Source organism: Lysinibacillus sp. K60, assembly GCF_019731275.1.
Lineage (GTDB): Bacteria > Bacillota > Bacilli > Bacillales_A > Planococcaceae > Lysinibacillus > Lysinibacillus capsici.
In genome coordinates this window covers 87,730-105,486 of record NZ_JAASJR010000005.1, presented here as the reverse complement: position 1 = coordinate 105,486, position 17,757 = coordinate 87,730, and the positions used below count along the sequence as shown (strand labels likewise).

The window sequence follows — 17,757 nt, the reverse complement described above, 5'->3', positions numbered from 1 at the left end:
TTTTATTGAAAATCAATGCCTGTAATTTCTTTTAATTTACCGTTTTCTTTAACTTTTTTAAGACCTTCGTTTAATTTATCTAGCAATTCTTTATTTCCTTTTTGAACCATGAAGCCATAGTATTCTTTTTCGAATGCATCATCTTCAATTACTTTTAGTTTTTGATCTGGGTGAGCTTTGATATATTCATAAACTACTGCGTTATCTCCGATAGCTGCGTCAACATTCCCATTTAACATTTCTTGAATAGCGATTGGCTGACTTTCAAAAGCCATAATATTTGTACTTGCTTCCCCTTGTAGCTTTTTCGCCGCCATATGACCAGTAGCATTAATTTGTACAGATACTTTTTTATCTTTTAATTCATCAAGAGATTTAATTTTTGAATCTTCTTTCACAACAATTAATAACTGAGACTCATAATACGGTTCTGTAAAATCAAATGATTCTTTACGCTCTTCCGTAATTGTGATTCCAGAAGCACCGATATCTGTTTCACCGTTTTTAATTGTTTGGAACACTGGCTCCCATCCAATATTATTCCACTCAACCTCAAAGTCCATCTCATCTGCAATAGCTTGTAAAATATCGACATCAATCCCTACAATTTTCCCTGAATCGTCAACAGATTCAAATGGTGCAAAAGTAGCCTCAGTACCTACTTTATAAACTTTTTTGCCATCTCCACCATCTTCTGAAGAAGAGCTTCCTGAAGATGCATCATCTTTTGTACCACATCCTGCAAGTGCTAATGTTAATGCTGCAATTATCATCAGTAACATCCAACCTGTTTTTTTCATTGTATTTCCCCCTAGTTCGATAATTTTCCGAATTACGCATTATTTTTCGCAATTCGGAAATGTTAGACTATTAGGTCAATTATATTAACATTATAGTATTTAGACAACAACTTTTCGCATAAAATTAAATATTTTTTCATATAAATTTATATTAAATTCATATAATTTGAAAAAATATGTATAAATAACAAGAAAATCAACCTAAAACTAATATATATACAATGAGAACCATGCCAAATTTCGATAAATTTAGGCAAAAAAAAAAGAATCCCCTCAGATAGGATTCTTTTTTTCGACTATTTCTAGTCTCACGTACAGTATGTTCACTAAAAAATAATTTGGAGTTGTTGCTTTTTTGAAGGTTTGAAAGGAATAAATAGGGGAATAATGCCAACTAGGACAGTATTCCCTTTATTCTTCCTCTCGATCTCCAGTAAGCAGGCTGCTAAACTACTTATTAGGAGATGAGCTATAACAGTATATCAATTAATCAGTAAAATGGCGCCCTCGGAGGGAATCGAACCCCCAGTGCAAGAACCGGAATCTTACGTGTTATCCATTACACCACGAGGGCAAAAGACACAAAAAAAAAGTACTCACTCTAGGCTTACGAAAAGCATGATGTAGATAACCCTCATTTTTGAAGCATACCTGCAAAATAGTGACCTGTACTTTAAACCTTATAACCTTAATCATTATACAAGCCTATCCTATATAATTCAACCATAGAATGCAAAAACATTTTATTTTTTTAATTTCACTTTAGCAGGGTTAATATTTGACCTTCCCTGACTATAATGTGTATGATAAGGATACAGCTGAAATACAAAGGAAAATTTTCAGCAAAGGTATTCGAATTTAGCTTTTTAAGGAGGATTTAACATGAATTTAATTCCTACAGTTATTGAACAAACTAGTCGTGGTGAGCGTGCATATGACATTTATTCACGTCTACTTAAAGACCGTATTATCCTTTTAGGAAGTGCTATTGATGACAATGTTGCTAACTCCATTGTCGCTCAGCTTCTTTTCCTACAGGCAGAAGATCCAGATAAAGATATCTCTCTTTATATTAACTCACCTGGTGGATCCATTACGGCTGGTATGGCTATCTATGACACAATGCAAATCATTAAACCACAGGTCCAAACAATTTGTATTGGTATGGCTGCATCAATGGGTGCTTTCCTACTTGCAGCTGGAGAACCTGGTAAACGTTTTGCCTTACCAAATGCTGAAGTCATGATTCACCAACCATTAGGTGGTGCACAAGGTCAAGCGACAGAAATTGAAATTGCTGCTAAACGTATTCTATTCTTACGCGAGAAATTAAATGGCATTTTATCTGAACGCACTGGTCAACCACTTGAAGTCATTGCAAGAGACACAGATCGCGATAACTTCATGACTGCTGAACGTGCAAAAGAATACGGTTTAATCGATCATATCATGCACCGTAGCGATAATAAATAAAAAATAAAAGGCATCACAGAATTGCTCTGTGATGCCTTTTGTATTTAATGAGTGTTAATCTTCATTTTCAATAATTGTTGCTAATGCTGTAACCGCTTGCTCAGCATCGTTACCTTCACTGCTTAAAGTCACTTCGGTACCTTTAGCAACTGCTAAGCTCATAACACCCATAATGGATTTGGCATTTACTTTTTTCTCATCTTTTTCTAGAAAGATATCAGCACTAAAACGATTTGCTTCCTGCACAAATAGTGCTGCTTGTCTAGCTTGTAGTCCTAATTTTAATTTAACCTGGACTCTTCTCTCAATCATTCTCAAAACTCCCCTTCACTACCGTTCGTCTGTTAGTTTTATCTTACCTTACTTACTGGCAAAAGAACAATAAGCGATTAGCATGACATTCATACCTGAAAAGTATGATAACTTAACCACCTATTTTTTCACCACGCCTTAATGCATCCGCAATCTCATCAATTTTTCTCAATCGATGGTTAACACCTGATTTACTAACCGTTCCACTAGATACCATTTCACCAAGCTCTTTTAATGTCACATCTTGGTATTCAACACGGAGACGTGCTATTTCACGAAGCTTCTCTGGTAGTTGATCAAGACCAATTGAATTTTCAATAAATCGAATATTCTCAACCTGCCGTAATGCTGCTCCAATGGTTTTATTTAAATTGGCAGTTTCACAGTTCACAATACGGTTGACACTATTACGCATATCTCGCAAAATCCGAACATCTTCAAATTTCATCATAGCCTGATGCGCGCCAACAATATTAAGGAAATCTGAAATTTTTTCCGCTTCCTTTAAGTAAGTCACAAAGCCCTTTTTACGTTCAATTGTTTTGGCATTGAGTTCAAATTCATTCATTAAATCCATTAATGCCTCACCATGTTCTTTATATAAAGAATAAACCTCTAAATGATAAGCCGATGTTTCTGGATTATTGACGGAACCTCCTGCTAAAAAGGCTCCTCTTAAATAAGCTCTTTTTTGGCCACTCTTTTGAATGAGCTTTCTTGAGATAGTATGGTTAAATTGAAAGTCGTCTGAGATGATTTCTAAATCAATTAATAGCTCACGTGCCCCTTCTCTTACACGGCATATATACACGTTATTTTTTTTCAATCGCATCTTCTTACGAACAAGTAATTCCACATTGTACGGATACAATTTTTTCATAATCGTATATAGTCTTCTGGCAATTGCAGCGTTTTCGGTTTGCACGTCTAAGCTTAGTTGTTTATTTGCAAAGGATAATGAACCATTCATACGAATTAGGGCAGAAACTTCTGCTTTCATACAATGATTGTCCGCTTCTATTTGTGTCAATTCTTTTTTTGTTTCAGAAGCAAAAGACATATCACGCCCCCCTTTCAATCATGATTTCTATGTATATGTTCATCTTACCATATACAATAAAGCCATTATGTTTCTATTATTGGTCCTCTTACTTTTTGATGGTAAATATCAGCATAATCTACCAGCCATTCTGCAACATTTGTAGCATTATGTCGAACCGTTCCATCTGGTCGAATTGTAGCAATGTCTCGTTTGATAACTTCTAATCCCATACTTTCAAGCTTTGCCACATCAAATGTTACTGGTTCCGCTCTTTCTTCTTTATACAGTTCTTTTACAGGGTTAGGGAGTTCTTCATCATTTACTAAAATGGAATCGATAAAATCATGGCCAACATGCCTATGTATGGCTGTTACATGATCGCCTGCTGTATAAGAAATGGTTTCACCCTTTTGTGTCATTAAATTACAAACATATATTTTTCTTCCTTTAGCCTTAACAACTGCTTCACCTATTTCCTTAACAAGCAAATTCGGAATAATACTGGTATATAAGCTTCCTGGTCCTATTAAAATATAGTCTGCACGAAGTATTGCACGAATAGCTTCTGGTAACGGTTGCACATTTTCAGGTACTAAAAAAACGCGATTAATGCGTTTTGTCGCTGTCGGGATTTTTGATTCTCCCTCGATAATTGAACCGTCCTCAAGCACAGCATGTAAGGTGATTTTTTTATTTGCAGCTGGAATAACTCGACCATGAACTTTTAAAACCTTTCCCATCTCACTGATAGCATGATTGAAATCACCTGTAATATCAGTAAGGGCTGTAAGCATTAAATTCCCTAAGGAGTGACCTCGTAAATCTTCAGATGCCGAAAAACGGTATTGAAACATTTGCTCTACAAGGGGCTCAATATCTGATAATGCTGCAATCACATTGCGTACATCACCAGGCGGTGGGATATCGTAATCATCACGTAAACGACCTGAAGATCCACCATCATCTGCTACTGTTACGATAGCAGTAATATCAAATGGGTGATGCTTCAGCCCGCGAAGTAACGTGGAGAGCCCTGTGCCACCACCAATTACTACAAGCTTTGTTTGCTTTTTCCCCATTCACTCATTCCTTTCTACGATTAATATCACGATGCGTAATAACCGTATTTTCCTTGCCCGCAAAATATGCACCAAAAAATTCTGCTAATGTCACGGAGCGATGCTGGCCCCCAGTACAACCAAAAGCAATAACAAGCTGTGATTTGCCTTCTTGTCGATAGAGAGGAATCATAAAGTCTAATAAATCCGTCAGTTTTTGTATAAGGATTTGCGTATCTTCCAACGCTAACACATAAGAAGATACCTCTGTTTGAAGACCCGTTTTTGGACGTAGCTCCTCCACATAATACGGGTTTTTAAGAAAACGAACATCAAACACTAAGTCCGCATCAATCGGCATACCATGTTTAAAGCCAAAGGACATAATGTTAACGGTAAAAATAGTATCTGCCTCACTTGCAAATTCTTTGACGATTTTTTCACGTAATTGCTTTGGTTTCATGTTAGATGTGTTATAAACAAAATTGGCACGACCCTTTACTTCAGATAAAAGTACTCGTTCCTGTTTAATTCCATCTAGAGGTAAACCATTCACTGCTAATGGATGTGCACGTCTTGTTTCTTTATAACGTCTGACTAATGTGGCATCATCTGCATCTAAAAATAAAATACGAGCAACAATATCGCCTTCTTTTAGTATATGGTCTAATGCGCCAATTAGAGCATCAAAAAAGTCGCCTCCGCGCATATCCATTACTGCTGCAATTCGGGTACTGTTTTTACCAGAATCTCTTAATAAGGTTAAAAAAGTTGTAAGTAACGCAGGTGGTAAATTATCAATACAGTAATACCCTAAATCCTCAAAGCTTTGAATAGCTACTGTTTTCCCAGCCCCAGACATTCCTGTAATAATAACCAATTCATGTGTACTTTGTTGGCCTTCAACCACCACTGTCATGCAACTCCTTTATTGTTCTTTTGAAATTTGTATTTTCTGATGAAGTAGTTCAAAATTCGTTGTATAGTCAAACGTGCCATACTGAATGCCAGATTGCGAAACAGCAAATTGTAAATTAGTTCGATCTCCTTCAGCCATTGGCAAGTGTGCTAAATCCTCTACTGGGTGCCATGCAAGTTTGCCTTCTCTTGTTTCTTCAAATGGTACTCCATCTATATCCTTGGCAACAAATGTATAGAGCATCCATTCATCCACTACGTCATTGTTTTCTTTAATGATCATCGTATAAACACCCTTTAAATGAACATGTAAAGGTATGACGTTTGTCTCTTCTTGAAACTCTCGAATAGCAGCCTCAAAGATTGACTCGCCACTCTCCATTTTCCCTCCTGGAGCTACATACCAGCCTCGTCTTGGTTTCTGAAGTAATAATACTTTACCGTCTTTTACGGCAATTAAATTTGCAATTCTTTGCATAGGCACACCTCTAATCACTTTTGCATTCTACTCTTCATTATAACAAGACCTTGTAAGTTTTGTCCTCATTTACAACTCTTGTACGCAGACAATTAACAATTTAGTTCTATTTAAAGATAACCACTTCATCTTGCGCAAAATTTACGTATTTCGTGATATTATTATTTGATTTTTTACACAAAAAAAGTAGGTTGCTCCCACCTATTGGAGGCGGAAACAACCTACTAAACAAAATAAAAGGGGGATTGCTAATTACATTTTTAATCATACACCTTTTATATGTCATTCAAGTTACAGCAATATTAAAACCACATTAAAATTGTATTTTTTTCCTTAAAATAGCCATATTAGGCATTAATTTTCTCTAATAGCTCTTCTACATAATGTTGAACAGCTTGTGCGGCAATACTACCGTCACCAGTTGCTGTTACAATTTGACGAAGTGATTTTTCACGAACATCTCCAGCTGCAAAGATACCTGGGATTTTTGTTTCCATCGTTTCATTTGTCAAAACATAGCCAGCCTCATTTAAAATACCTAATGACTCAAATGGTTTAGTTAAAGGTAGCATACCTATATAGACGAAGACACCATCTGTAGCAAATTCAGATTCTGTACCATCAATAGTTGATTGTAGTGTTACACTGCCAACTTTACCATTCGCTTCATTGATTTCTTTTACAGTTGCATTCCAAATGAAATCAATTTTTTCATTGGCAAAGGCACGATCTTGTAGAATTTTTTGTGCACGTAATTTATCGCGACGGTGGACAATTGTCACTTTATCAGCAAAGCGAGTTAAATAAACACCCTCTTCAACAGCTGAATCTCCGCCACCTACGACAACTAGATTTTTTTGTTTAAAGAATGCACCATCACATACTGCACAATAGCTGACACCACGGCCACCAAGTTCTTTTTCACCAGGCACACCCATTTTTTTATACTCTGCACCAGTGGTAATAATAATGGCACGTGTTTTATATTCTTTTGCACCTGATTTAATTGTTTTATATTCTTCTCCATCGATGATTTCTGTGACATCACCATAGGCATATTCAGCACCAAATTTTTTCGCATGCTCAAACATTTTTGTAGAAAGCTCTGGTCCTAAGATTGTCTCAAAACCTGGGTAGTTTTCTACTTCTTCTGTGTTTGCCATTTGTCCACCAGGAATGCCACGTTCAATCATTAAAGTTGACAAATTTGCACGAGATGTATAGACAGCGGCAGTCATCCCAGCAGGTCCTGCACCAATAATTACTACATCATAAATTTTTTCTTCCGACATAAATACTTCCCCCTAAACAGAATACTTTTTATCTTCATTCAACCAATTCACGCAACGTCATCTATAGAAGAAGATCAATGACATTAAGGAAAAATTGGTGATAGCGTTAGTATGTTCATCGTATGTGAAAGTATAAAGTTATTCAACTATGTTGCTCACATTAATCATGACTGTTTGGCAAAAACGTTAAGATTTCGTCAATATACTTCGATAAAGTAGATACAGATACTCCATATTGCTGCGCAATTTCCTTTTTTGTCACTTTAAGCATTTGCGAAGATCTGAATAAATAATCATTTGCTCCTGCAATTGCTGTTGGATTTGTAAAACGATAATTTTCTATTAACGCTTGTTCACATAGCACAAACCACATTTGAAACATCGGTACAATTAATGATGATAGCTTTCCATACTGTTCTAATAAAATTTCTGAAACCTGTACTGATCGTAAAAAGCTTGCTTCTACTTTATTTTTCTTATCAAATTCATGTCCAAGTGCATAAGCCAAAAACAATTTTTCAAAAGAGCCAAATTGTTCAATATTAATCCATTTCGGATGGGCGATAATTTCTTGCTTATGCGCTGTACCTTTCAGTAAAAATAAACCAAAAATGCGCTCACTTGTATAAGTACTCTCTAATTTTTCAACAATAAAATCACGATCATGCTCCAATGCATCAAGTCCATATTCATTTTCTTGTTGGCGCCAAGGTTCGAAGCCCTCTTTGTCTGGGTCTAACTCTAGTAGCTGATCCCATGCACTTTTCGAAATCTCCTCATGTCCTGAGAAATAAGCAGCATGTGACAGCCAAAAGTAAAATCCTGCATCTCCTACATAGCCTCTCTTTTGCATACTGCGCAACCATTTATAGGCTAATTCATATTGGCCGATTAAGGCTAAGGTAGCACCAAGTTTATAACGATGCTCCCAAGTATAGGGTTGAATTTTAATAAGAACATTTAACAGTTCTTGTAAATCCTCTTCGTTTTTTTCATAATACGCAATCACCGTTAAATTGCATAATGCATGTAGATTGCCCTTATTTTCACGTAGCACTGTATGCAAGAGAGCCTTTGCTTGCTCTTCTTCTCCAACATAAAAATAAGCGAGTGCTAGATTATTATAGGCTGACCAAAATGCTGGTCGATCTTCAATTAAATCTTCTAAAATAGTAATAGCTTCAGGAAAATCTCCCTTTTCCATACAACGACGAGCTTGCTCCTGACGATATAAATCCTCACCAGAGCCTTCAAGCTCTTCAAAATCATCTTGCTCAAAAGCGACAAACTCTAATATTTCTGCTGCTTCATCCGCATAAGCACCCTCAGGTTCTAGCTTTAAATATTCTTCTGCAAAGCGTTTAGCATCATGCATGATGCCCACACACCCTGATACTTCTGCCATGTAAAATATGATTTCTGGATTATCTGGATCAATTTGATAGGCGCGTCGAAGTAGATCATACGCTTCCTCAAAACGTTGACCTTCTAACTCTACTATGGCTAACTGCAAGATAATCATTGGATCGTCGGGACTTAAATCTACCGCACGCTGTAAATATTTATAGGCTTTATTCATTTGTCCACTGTTCATTGCTTGTATTGATTTCTTATAATAATAGTCGCCTGTTGGAATGAACGACACTATATTCGATTGAGTCTCATTTTGACGTTTCTTTTCCAATATATTTCCTCCGAAACAAGAAATAAGGAACGTATTCTACGTTCCTTTACACAGTAACTCCTATTATACCACACAATCAATAATATGCTGTTATTTCTCCTCGTGACGTTTTTCCAACACATGTAGAACATCATAAATGCTTACTTTTTGTTCTTGTAATAATACGAGTAGGTGATATATTAAATCAGCTGCCTCCCATTTTACTTCCTCAGCATCTCGGTTTTTGGCTCCAATGACCACCTCTGTTGCTTCTTCCCCAACCTTTTTACAGATTTTATCAATGCCCTTATCAAATAAATATGTAGTGTACGCTCCTTCTGGCATTTCCTGCTCTCGCTTTTCGATGACACGGGCAAGTTTAGAAATGATGTCCACAGAGCCTACCTTCTCTTTTTGCTGAATAACCTCAGTGAAGCAAGAAATTGTCCCATTATGACATGCTGGACCTGTTGGTAGAACCTCTACTATTAACGCATCTTGATCACAATCCGCTTTGATTGAAATCACTTGTTGTGTATGGCCACTTGTTGCTCCCTTATGCCAAAGCTCTTGACGGGAACGAGAATAAAACCAAGTTTCCCCTGATTCAATTGTTTTAGCTAATGACTCCTTATTCATATAAGCTACTGTTAATACCTCTTTTGTATTGGCATCTTGTACTACAGCTGTAACAAGACCTCTCTCATCAAATTGAATGTTCTCTATCATCTTACTGCCACTCCTTTTTCACGTAAGTATTCCTTTACTTGCGCTACACTTGTTTCTTTATAATGGAAGATGGAGGCTGCTAGTGCAGCATCTGCATCCACCTCATGTGCTAATACTTCGTAAAAATGTTCGGCATGTCCCGCCCCACCACTAGCTATCACAGGGACTGTCACAGCTTCACGCACTGCTTTGGTTAAGGCTAAATCAAAGCCTGATTTTTCTCCATCTTGATTCATACTTGTTAATAAAATTTCACCAGCTCCTAAGCGTACAGCCTCTTTGGCCCACTCAATGGCTGACCAAGAGGTTTTGTTGCGTCCACCATGTGTATAAACCATCCATGTGCTATCTTCCTCACTATAGCGAGCATCGATTGCTACAACAATGCATTGTGCGCCAAAGTAATCAGAGCCTTCCTGAATAAGGGCAGGTCTTTCCAACGCGGATGTATTCACTGAAACTTTATCAGCACCTGCTCGTAAAATACGCTTCATGTCCTCCAACGTACGAATGCCTCCGCCAACAGTAAAGGGTATGGCAAGCGTAGCCGCTGTTTGACGAACGACATCTACCATCGTTTCTCGACCTTCATGTGAAGCAGAAATATCTAAAAATACAAGTTCATCTGCTCCTTGTTCATCATAGAACTTCGCAAGCTCCACTGGATCTCCTGCATCTCGGATAGAAACAAATTGTATACCTTTTACAACACGACCTTCTTTCACATCAAGACATGGGATAATACGTTTTGTTAGCATGCCTTCACACCTTTCAACCATTGCTCTAATAAATAAACACCTAATTCCCCTGATTTTTCAGGATGAAATTGCATGCCAGTCACAGAACCATTCATCACAATACCAGGTACTTTAATGCCATAGTAATCAGCATAGGCAACAAGCTCTGATTCTCCTATATCTGTTGCATAAAAGGAGTGAACAAAATAGACATGCTTCGCTGATACTTCATTGTGTAACCATGCAGGACGATTTGTTACAATCAGTTCATTCCAACCCATATGTGGTACTCTGTATGCTTGGCTGTCTTGGATGCCGCTAAAGCGTTTAATACACCCCTTGAAAAACCCTAGCCCCTTTGTTGGGGTTACCTCATCACTTTGCTCGAATAATAATTGCATACCTAGACAAATTCCTAAAAGAGGACGGTTTTCTCTTTGTGCCTTCTGTAAATATTGGTCTAAGTTTGTTTCAGCTAAACGTTTTCTGGCATCAGGGAATGCACCCACCCCAGGTAATAAAAGTGCGTCAGTTGCATCTAACGCCTTCTCATCAGCCGTTATAATAACTTCACAGCCTAGCCTTTTTAAAGCCTGCTCCACACTAAATAAATTACCCATTCCATAATCAATGACACCTATTTTCACGTCAACAGCCCCTTAGTCGATGGTACGCCTTTAACACGCGGGTCAATTTCCACTGCGGCATCAATCGCACGTGCTAATGCTTTGAAAATTGCCTCAATAATGTGATGTGTATTCTGTCCATAAGGAACAATTACATGAACATTCATCCTTGCCTCAAGGGCAAACTTCCATAAAAATTCATGAACTAATTCTGTATCGAACGTTCCTACTTTTTCTTTTAATGCTGGCACACGATACTCTAGATGAGGTCGATTCGAGCAATCGACAACTACCTGAGCTAGTGCATCATCCATCGGTACAAAGGCGTTACCATAGCGTTTTATGCCTTTCTTATCACCAAGTGCTTCTCGAACAGCCTGTCCTAATACAATACCAAGGTCTTCTGTTGTATGGTGATCATCAATATAAGTATCGCCATTTGCATGTATTGTGCCATTAAATAGTCCGTGCTTAATAAATAAATCAAGCATATGGTCCATAAATCCAACGCCTGTTTGGATATCTGCCTTGCCTTCACCATCTAAATCAATTGCTACTGAAATTTGCGTTTCATTCGTTGTACGCTCTATCTTTGCATATCGTTTCTTTTCTGTCATCGTCCTATTCCTTCTCCCATCCACGTGATTCCACTGCACGAGCATGGCCCTCTAAGCCTTCCATACGCGCTAAACGTGCAATTTTTGGTGCATTGTCTCTCCAGGTTTTTTCACTATAGTAAACAATACTTGATTTTTTCACAAAATCATCAACATTTAAGCCACTTGCAAAACGAGCCGTACTATTGGTTGGTAGTACATGATTGGTCCCTGCAAAATAATCACCAACTGGCTCAGAACTATACCGACCTATAAAAATACCACCAGCATGTCTAATTTGCTCAGCTAGCGCCTCTGCATTTGCCGTCACAATTTCCAAATGCTCCGGTGCTAATGAATTAATGGCTTCCACTGCATCTGCCAACGTTTCAGCTACATAAATTACCCCAAATTTCTCTATGGAAGCACGAGCTACTTCTTGACGCGGCAAGTTCAGCAGCTGCTTCTCTACTTCCTCAGCTACTTTTTTGGCTAATTGCTCGGAGGTTGTGACAAGAATGGCGCAAGCTAGTGGATCATGCTCTGCTTGTGATAAAAGGTCTGCAGCAATTTCATCAGGATAGGCTGTGTCATCAGCCAGCACAGCAATTTCACTCGGTCCTGCAATCATATCAATGGCCACTTCTCCAAATACCTCACGTTTGGCAAGTGCCACATAAATATTTCCTGGGCCTGTTATTTTATCAACTGGGGAAATTGTTTCCGTGCCATAGGCAAGTGCAGCTATTGCTTGTGCCCCACCAACTTTATAAATCTCATCAATCCCTAAAAGGTGAGCCGCCACCAGTACACCTGCTGGTAGTTTCCCATTCGGCCCTGCTGGTGAAGTAATAACAATACGTTTCACCCCTGCAACCTGCGCTGGTATCACATTCATCAATACCGATGAAGGGTAGGCTGCTGTCCCCCCTGGAACATATAGTCCTACTGCATCTAAAGCAGTTACCCGTTGGCCTAACCAAGAACCATCTCCCAGTTCTAGGCGATACCCTGAACGCATCTGTTGTTCATGATAAAAACGAATATTTTCTGCTGCTTCCGCTAAGTCCTTATATAGTTGAGGATTGAGTTCACTTACTGCTTCTTGTATTTCTGCTTCAGAGACACGTAAACTTTTAGGGACATAGCCATCCCATCGCTCAGTATAGGTGCGTAACGCCGCATCTCCCTGTGCCTTAACATCCGAAAGCACTTGTCGTACAACTTTTATTTGTTCCTCATTTCCTCCTTCAAGTGGTCTTTTTAAGGAAATGCCTTTTTCAAGCTTTGTTATTTTCATAGGATGAATCCCCTTTAGTCCTTCATATGTAGCTACAAATGATTACTTTTTTGCTCATTCACACATTTCTTTAATCGCTTCACGAGATCAATAATACGCTCACCTTTCATACGATAACTTACAGGGTTTGCAATTAATCGAGAAGAGACAGCAGTAATAAATTCATATTCTACTAAGCCGTTCTCTTTTAATGTCCGACCTGTAGAAACAATATCGACAATTCGATCAGCTAAGCCAATCATTGGTGCTAATTCAATAGAACCGTTGAGCTCGATGATTTCTACTTGCTCTCCAATGCCTTTGTAGTACTTCATGGCAATATTCGGATATTTCGTAGCAATTCTAGGCGCAATCTCATTCATGGAGGTGTTTGGTAGGCCTGCAGAAGCGATATAGCAATTACTAATTTTCAAATCAAGTAATTCGTGCACCTCTCGCTGTTGCTCTAACAAAACATCCTTACCAGCAATACCAATATCAGCAACACCATGTTCAACATAGACAGGAACATCCATTGGCTTTGATAAAATAAAGCGAATTTTTTCCTCTGGTATTTCAATCATTAATTTACGTGACATTTCTACTTCTTCTGGTAAATTAAAACCTGCCTCTAACAACATTTGATATGCCTCTTCAAAGATTCTTCCTTTGGGCATTGCAATCGTTAATTCATTCACCGCCAACTTCCTCCTGTCCAACTACCACCACTTCTGTAAAGTATGCTAAAAAGGCCGCCTCATCGACTAGACTACTACGTAACTGCAAAGTAGCTAATTTTCCTGATGCTCGTAAATTTTTAACCTTTAGTAAAGCTGCCTCAAATTGTTCTTCTTCAAAAAGAACAACTGTTGCTTCCTGTCGTTTCACTGACTGTCCATTTAATGTTTCTAATAAACGATCCACACGAATACTAAATCCTGTAGCACCAACCTTGGAACCAAAAACTTCTAACAAGCCATCATAACGACCACCATTTCCTAATAGAAAGCCACTTCCTACAGCAAATACTTCAAATAGCATACCTGTGTAATAACTCATATGACTCGAAAGTGTGAAATCAAAAGCTACATAATCAGCTAAGTCAGCCATTTCAAGTAGTTGAGCTAGTTGTTGCATATATTCTAATGCATCATTTTTACGGACATATTTTTCAATATCTCGTATATCTCTGACATTCATGGCTTCTTCAATAAATTGTAAGAGGGCATCGGATTTAGCTTTTGGTAGATCAAATGACGCTACGGCTTCTTCAAACCCTACGTAATTTCGTTGGACAAGCAATGTTCTAAGCGTTATTTGCTGTTCGATACTCTCTGTGTAATCTTGTAAAATGCAATTTAATATACCAGCATGTCCAATTGTGATTTTAAACTCTTCCAATTTAAAATGCTTTAATAGCTCCATTGCCGTTACAATAACTTCTGCATCGGCAAAAACTGATTGATCACCTATTAACTCAATTCCCATTTGATCAAACTCAGCAGGCCTGCCTCCCTCTGCTTCCTGGGCCCGAAAAACGCTTGCAAAATAAGCAAGACGTAGTGGGATCATTTCCTTTAATAGTTTCGATGTAGCTACTCGAGCAATTGGTGTAGTCATGTCTGGTCGCAGCACTAATGTATTTCCTTGGCTATCCACTAACTTAAATAAATGAGCATCAGCAATCGCTGAAGCCTTTCCCACTGTATCGAAATACTCCACCGCAGGCGTTTTAATAAACTCATAACCCCTTTTATATAAAAAGTCTCTGCCAGCATGTCTAACTGCTTCAACTTTCTCATAGATTTGCGGGAATGTATCGCGCATTCCAAGTGGTTTTTCAAACATTTTTATCGACGACATATGGACACTTCCTCACATTTTACTTTAATTCACTAGAGTATTAGAGAATTAGATTATGAAAGAATTTTAACTTATTTCAATAATACAGTCAACGATATCCTCATTAATTATCGAAATCTTTAAAAACTTATTATTCTGTTAATTATACACATTGAATTGAAAAGATTTGCAAAAAAAGCATGACTCATTTTACTTAAAATTTGACAAAATACTTTAGTGAGAACGAGAGTATGTCTAAATTGTGACAAATCAATTTTTAATAACTTAAAGTATTCGCTAAAAATTGATAATGATTCTCTCCTAACAAATCATTGTTAAAAATAAAGAGTTTTCACTAGAGTATTCTCAATACCAATAATTATATTTATACAATCATTTTTAACCAACCACTTAAAATGAATCTCAATCTCATTATCATCAAGAATGCTTTTATATCAATTTTTTTATTGATTATTACTCTCATTCTATTTTTCTTTTCACACTCCAAAAAAACTAATATAGAATAGCATTAATAACAAAAAGAACCATATACATTACACATTGGAGGGATTTATTATGGCATGTCCATTCGTACAACTTAGTGAGCAAATGATCGTTAGTATTTGTAAAGGCTAGTTTTATCCTGGTGACAAGGTAACACTTCACACAACTGAAGACATTGATGGGACTGCAATTAAATCAACTTTTGTTGAAACAACTTGCCTAGGTGATCATGACACATGTGAATTCAAATCAGATTATGACGCAGTTCTTGCTTAAACAGTAAAAGCTACTCCAAAACTAGTGTTTTTTGGAGTAGCTTTATATGCAAAAAACTCACGAAGTATATCTCTATACTACGTGAGTTTTTTTATTTCTTTGGTGTACACCACTCTACAGCCTCATTACGTTTGCGCTCTGTCATTTGTGCAGCAGTATAAATTATTCGCATTGGATTACCCCCTGCTAAACAGCCTGCTGGCACATCCTTATGGACAAGAGTTGCTGCTGAAACAATGGCACCATCACCGATTGTTACACCTGGTAAAATGGTTGTATTTGCCCCTATCATTACTTCATTTCCGATATGAACATCACCTAAGCGATATTCCTCTATTAAATATTCATGTGCTAAAATGGTTGTATTAAAACCAATCACCGTATTGTCTCCAATGAAAATACGTTCAGGAAACATGGTATCTGGCATGACCATTAAGGCTAATGACGTTTGCTTACCAATAGTCATGTTTAAAAAAGTACGATATAGCCAGTTTTTCACACGTAAAAATGGTGTGAAGCGTCCGATTTGAATGACAATGAAACACTTCATCACCTTCCAAAAGGACACCGTGTCATATATATTCCAAAGTGAATTGGCTCCTTCGACACGATAACGTTCTGTTTTACGCGCCATCTACCTTACCCCTCTTTCACAATATCAAATAAATCTGACATATGCTGCAACATATATTCTGGTTGATACTGCTGTAAGTAAGCCTCTCCCTTAATTGCCCAAGCAACACCTGCTGCTCTAACACCAGCACGATGTCCAGCTTCAATATCGTGCGAATTATCACCAATCATAATCGCATTGTCTTTTTCTATCCCTAATCGTTCCAACGCAAGCAATACTGGCTCTGGATCAGGCTTCACATTGTTCACATCATCTGTACCAATACGTACATCAAATAGATGCGTTGCACCAAGAATAGCAAGTCCACGATCGATTGTCTCATTACGTTTCGTCGAAACAATAGCCAATTTTATACCTTGAGCTTTTAACTGCTCTAGAGTCGACACAACATCAGGATATTGGCTGACTAGGTCATCATGGTGTGCAATATTCCAAGCGCGATACCTCTCTATCAAATCGTCTTCTTCACCTGGTGCAATGTCATTAAATGTCTGTTTCAATGATGGACCAATGAATTTCAGGCAATCTTTTGGCGAATATTGCCCGGGAAATCGCTCATTTAATACATGCATAAATGTTTGAATTATTAAATCATTTGTATTTAGTAAAGTCCCATCAAAATCAAATAGTAGTGCCTTAACAGCCATCTTTTACAACCCCTTATTTATTATCCAAGTATTTTACGGCTGGTTTTACCTTTATTCTACGATAAATAATTGCACCTAGACCAACTACAATACCAATAATGGATACAACCTGTGCTGAACGTAAATCTCCCACTAAGTAAAGGCTATCTGTGCGCATTCCTTCGATATAGAAACGACCAATTGAATACCAAATTAAATAGCTAAAGAATATTTCTCCTCGATGTAAGTTCACTTTACGCAAAGCTAATAAAATAATAAGCCCAACTAGGTTCCAAATCGATTCATATAAAAAAGTGGGATGAACATATGAACCTAATTCTTCAATATACATTTGATTAATAATCCAGTCTGGGAGCATTAGGTTTTCTAAAAATGCTTTCGATACCTCGCCACCATAAGCCTCTTGGTTCATAAAGTTGCCCCATCGACCAATAATCTGCCCGATTAAAATACTAGGTGCTGCAATATCTGCTACTCGTAAAAAGCTTACATTTTTTATACGAGTATATATGTAAGCTGTGACAAATGCCCCGATGAGTGCACCATGGATGGCAATACCACCATTCCATATCTCTATGATTTTGCCTGGATTTTCGCTATAGTAATCCCATCGCATTGACACATAGTAAATACGTGCACAGATAATAGATATAGGAACTGCCCATAATAATAAATCTGCAAGAAAGTCTTCAGGCAAACCTCTCTTAACTGCCTCTCTTTGCCCTACAACATAGGCTAAAATGATTCCCGACACAATCAGCAATCCATACCAACGAACTGGAATTGGTCCTAAATGAAAGGCAATCGGGTCAATTTGCAATAGTAATAAATCCATCTTCTACTCCTCTCAA

19 protein-coding genes and 1 tRNA gene are annotated in these 17,757 nt (G+C 37.6%); 1 reads left to right on the top strand and 19 read right to left on the bottom strand.

Going from position 1 to position 17,757, the window contains the following annotated elements; genetic code table 11:
* Window positions 1-2: 2 nt before the first annotated feature.
* Together HCH28_RS12370 and HCH28_RS12365 are read right to left on the bottom strand one after the other, a co-directional pair.
* Window positions 3-800 (bottom strand): basic amino acid ABC transporter substrate-binding protein, encoded by a 798-nt coding sequence (locus tag HCH28_RS12370; protein ID WP_221681178.1) that lies wholly within the window; start codon window positions 798-800, stop codon window positions 3-5.
* A gap of 499 nt (window positions 801-1,299) precedes the next feature.
* Window positions 1,300-1,374: transfer RNA gene (locus HCH28_RS12365), tRNA-Arg, on the bottom strand.
* A 308-nt stretch (window positions 1,375-1,682) separates the two neighbouring features.
* On the opposite strand from HCH28_RS12365, the gene clpP reads away from it, so the two are divergent.
* Window positions 1,683-2,273: an ATP-dependent Clp endopeptidase proteolytic subunit ClpP gene (gene clpP, locus HCH28_RS12360; RefSeq protein WP_004228025.1), complete on the top strand. Its 591-nt coding sequence runs from the start codon at window positions 1,683-1,685 to the stop codon at window positions 2,271-2,273.
* Between the two features lie 54 nt (window positions 2,274-2,327).
* On the opposite strand, the gene HCH28_RS12355 is transcribed toward clpP, so the two are convergent.
* From HCH28_RS12355 to lgt, 17 genes are all read right to left on the bottom strand, one after another.
* Complete coding sequence (locus HCH28_RS12355) at window positions 2,328-2,585, bottom strand: HPr family phosphocarrier protein (RefSeq protein WP_004228023.1); 258 nt, start codon at window positions 2,583-2,585, stop codon at window positions 2,328-2,330.
* 112 nt (window positions 2,586-2,697) lie between these two features.
* The gene (gene whiA / locus HCH28_RS12350; RefSeq protein WP_004228019.1) at window positions 2,698-3,645 is read right to left on the bottom strand and encodes a DNA-binding protein WhiA; all 948 of its coding nucleotides are present in this window, start codon (window positions 3,643-3,645) and stop codon (window positions 2,698-2,700) included.
* A 65-nt stretch (window positions 3,646-3,710) separates the two neighbouring features.
* Window positions 3,711-4,706, bottom strand: coding sequence for a gluconeogenesis factor YvcK family protein (locus HCH28_RS12345; RefSeq protein WP_004228011.1), 996 nt, complete (start codon window positions 4,704-4,706; stop codon window positions 3,711-3,713).
* Between the two features lie 4 nt (window positions 4,707-4,710).
* Window positions 4,711-5,604 carry an RNase adapter RapZ gene (rapZ, locus tag HCH28_RS12340; protein ID WP_054549566.1) on the bottom strand — a complete coding sequence of 298 codons (894 nt, stop codon included), beginning with the start codon at window positions 5,602-5,604 and terminating at the stop codon, window positions 4,711-4,713.
* 9 nt (window positions 5,605-5,613) lie between these two features.
* Window positions 5,614-6,081: an NUDIX hydrolase gene (locus tag HCH28_RS12335; RefSeq protein ID WP_004228007.1), complete on the bottom strand. Its 468-nt coding sequence runs from the start codon at window positions 6,079-6,081 to the stop codon at window positions 5,614-5,616.
* 347 nt (window positions 6,082-6,428) lie between these two features.
* Window positions 6,429-7,373, bottom strand: coding sequence for a thioredoxin-disulfide reductase (gene trxB, locus HCH28_RS12330; RefSeq protein ID WP_221681177.1), 945 nt, complete (start codon window positions 7,371-7,373; stop codon window positions 6,429-6,431).
* 160 nt (window positions 7,374-7,533) lie between these two features.
* Window positions 7,534-9,057: a tetratricopeptide repeat protein gene (locus tag HCH28_RS12325; RefSeq protein WP_221681176.1), complete on the bottom strand. Its 1,524-nt coding sequence runs from the start codon at window positions 9,055-9,057 to the stop codon at window positions 7,534-7,536.
* 90 nt (window positions 9,058-9,147) lie between these two features.
* Window positions 9,148-9,765, bottom strand: coding sequence for a bifunctional phosphoribosyl-AMP cyclohydrolase/phosphoribosyl-ATP diphosphatase HisIE (gene hisIE, locus HCH28_RS12320; protein ID WP_221681175.1), 618 nt, complete (start codon window positions 9,763-9,765; stop codon window positions 9,148-9,150).
* Complete coding sequence (gene hisF / locus HCH28_RS12315; RefSeq protein WP_221681174.1) at window positions 9,762-10,523, bottom strand: imidazole glycerol phosphate synthase subunit HisF; 762 nt, start codon at window positions 10,521-10,523, stop codon at window positions 9,762-9,764. The genes hisIE and hisF overlap by 4 nt, the downstream gene beginning before the upstream one ends.
* Window positions 10,517-11,149: an imidazole glycerol phosphate synthase subunit HisH gene (gene hisH, locus HCH28_RS12310; RefSeq protein ID WP_221681173.1), complete on the bottom strand. Its 633-nt coding sequence runs from the start codon at window positions 11,147-11,149 to the stop codon at window positions 10,517-10,519. The genes hisF and hisH overlap by 7 nt, the downstream gene beginning before the upstream one ends.
* On the bottom strand, window positions 11,146-11,745 hold the full coding sequence (gene hisB / locus HCH28_RS12305; protein WP_004227994.1) for an imidazoleglycerol-phosphate dehydratase HisB: 600 nt from the start codon (window positions 11,743-11,745) through the stop codon (window positions 11,146-11,148). Before hisB ends, hisH begins: the two co-directional genes overlap by 4 nt.
* A 4-nt stretch (window positions 11,746-11,749) precedes the next feature.
* The gene (gene hisD, locus HCH28_RS12300) at window positions 11,750-13,024 is read right to left on the bottom strand and encodes a histidinol dehydrogenase (RefSeq protein WP_221681172.1); all 1,275 of its coding nucleotides are present in this window, start codon (window positions 13,022-13,024) and stop codon (window positions 11,750-11,752) included.
* 32 nt (window positions 13,025-13,056) lie between these two features.
* On the bottom strand, window positions 13,057-13,701 hold the full coding sequence (gene hisG, locus HCH28_RS12295; RefSeq protein ID WP_004227990.1) for an ATP phosphoribosyltransferase: 645 nt from the start codon (window positions 13,699-13,701) through the stop codon (window positions 13,057-13,059).
* Window positions 13,694-14,866 carry an ATP phosphoribosyltransferase regulatory subunit gene (locus HCH28_RS12290; protein WP_221681171.1) on the bottom strand — a complete coding sequence of 391 codons (1,173 nt, stop codon included), beginning with the start codon at window positions 14,864-14,866 and terminating at the stop codon, window positions 13,694-13,696. Before HCH28_RS12290 ends, hisG begins: the two co-directional genes overlap by 8 nt.
* An 850-nt stretch (window positions 14,867-15,716) precedes the next feature.
* Window positions 15,717-16,259 carry an acyltransferase gene (locus HCH28_RS12285; protein WP_004227988.1) on the bottom strand — a complete coding sequence of 181 codons (543 nt, stop codon included), beginning with the start codon at window positions 16,257-16,259 and terminating at the stop codon, window positions 15,717-15,719.
* Between the two features lie 5 nt (window positions 16,260-16,264).
* Window positions 16,265-16,906 (bottom strand): pyrophosphatase PpaX, encoded by a 642-nt coding sequence (ppaX, locus tag HCH28_RS12280; RefSeq protein ID WP_221681170.1) that lies wholly within the window; start codon window positions 16,904-16,906, stop codon window positions 16,265-16,267.
* Window positions 16,907-16,919: 13 nt separating this feature from the next.
* The gene (gene lgt / locus HCH28_RS12275; RefSeq protein ID WP_221681169.1) at window positions 16,920-17,741 is read right to left on the bottom strand and encodes a prolipoprotein diacylglyceryl transferase; all 822 of its coding nucleotides are present in this window, start codon (window positions 17,739-17,741) and stop codon (window positions 16,920-16,922) included.
* Between the last annotated feature and the right edge of the window lie 16 nt (window positions 17,742-17,757).

Bases quoted from the DNA above. Each gene is read 5' to 3' on its own strand.
- HCH28_RS12355 (WP_004228023.1), bottom strand. From the start codon at position 2,585: ATGATTGAGAGAAGAGTCCAGGTTAAATTAAAATTAGGACTACAAGCT.
- trxB (WP_221681177.1), bottom strand. From the start codon at position 7,373: ATGTCGGAAGAAAAAATTTATGATGTAGTAATTATTGGTGCAGGACCT.
- HCH28_RS12345 (WP_004228011.1), bottom strand. From the start codon at position 4,706: ATGGGGAAAAAGCAAACAAAGCTTGTAGTAATTGGTGGTGGCACAGGG.
- HCH28_RS12290 (WP_221681171.1), bottom strand. From the start codon at position 14,866: ATGTCGTCGATAAAAATGTTTGAAAAACCACTTGGAATGCGCGATACA.
- lgt (WP_221681169.1), bottom strand. From the start codon at position 17,741: ATGGATTTATTACTATTGCAAATTGACCCGATTGCCTTTCATTTAGGA.
- hisF (WP_221681174.1), bottom strand. From the start codon at position 10,523: ATGCTAACAAAACGTATTATCCCATGTCTTGATGTGAAAGAAGGTCGT.
- HCH28_RS12370 (WP_221681178.1), bottom strand. From the start codon at position 800: ATGAAAAAAACAGGTTGGATGTTACTGATGATAATTGCAGCATTAACA.
- HCH28_RS12285 (WP_004227988.1), bottom strand. From the start codon at position 16,259: ATGGCGCGTAAAACAGAACGTTATCGTGTCGAAGGAGCCAATTCACTT.
- ppaX (WP_221681170.1), bottom strand. From the start codon at position 16,906: ATGGCTGTTAAGGCACTACTATTTGATTTTGATGGGACTTTACTAAAT.
- clpP (WP_004228025.1), top strand. From the start codon at position 1,683: ATGAATTTAATTCCTACAGTTATTGAACAAACTAGTCGTGGTGAGCGT.
- hisB (WP_004227994.1), bottom strand. From the start codon at position 11,745: ATGACAGAAAAGAAACGATATGCAAAGATAGAGCGTACAACGAATGAA.
- rapZ (WP_054549566.1), bottom strand. From the start codon at position 5,604: ATGACAGTGGTGGTTGAAGGCCAACAAAGTACACATGAATTGGTTATT.
- hisD (WP_221681172.1), bottom strand. From the start codon at position 13,024: ATGAAAATAACAAAGCTTGAAAAAGGCATTTCCTTAAAAAGACCACTT.
- whiA (WP_004228019.1), bottom strand. From the start codon at position 3,645: ATGTCTTTTGCTTCTGAAACAAAAAAAGAATTGACACAAATAGAAGCG.
- hisIE (WP_221681175.1), bottom strand. From the start codon at position 9,765: ATGATAGAGAACATTCAATTTGATGAGAGAGGTCTTGTTACAGCTGTA.
- HCH28_RS12335 (WP_004228007.1), bottom strand. From the start codon at position 6,081: ATGCAAAGAATTGCAAATTTAATTGCCGTAAAAGACGGTAAAGTATTA.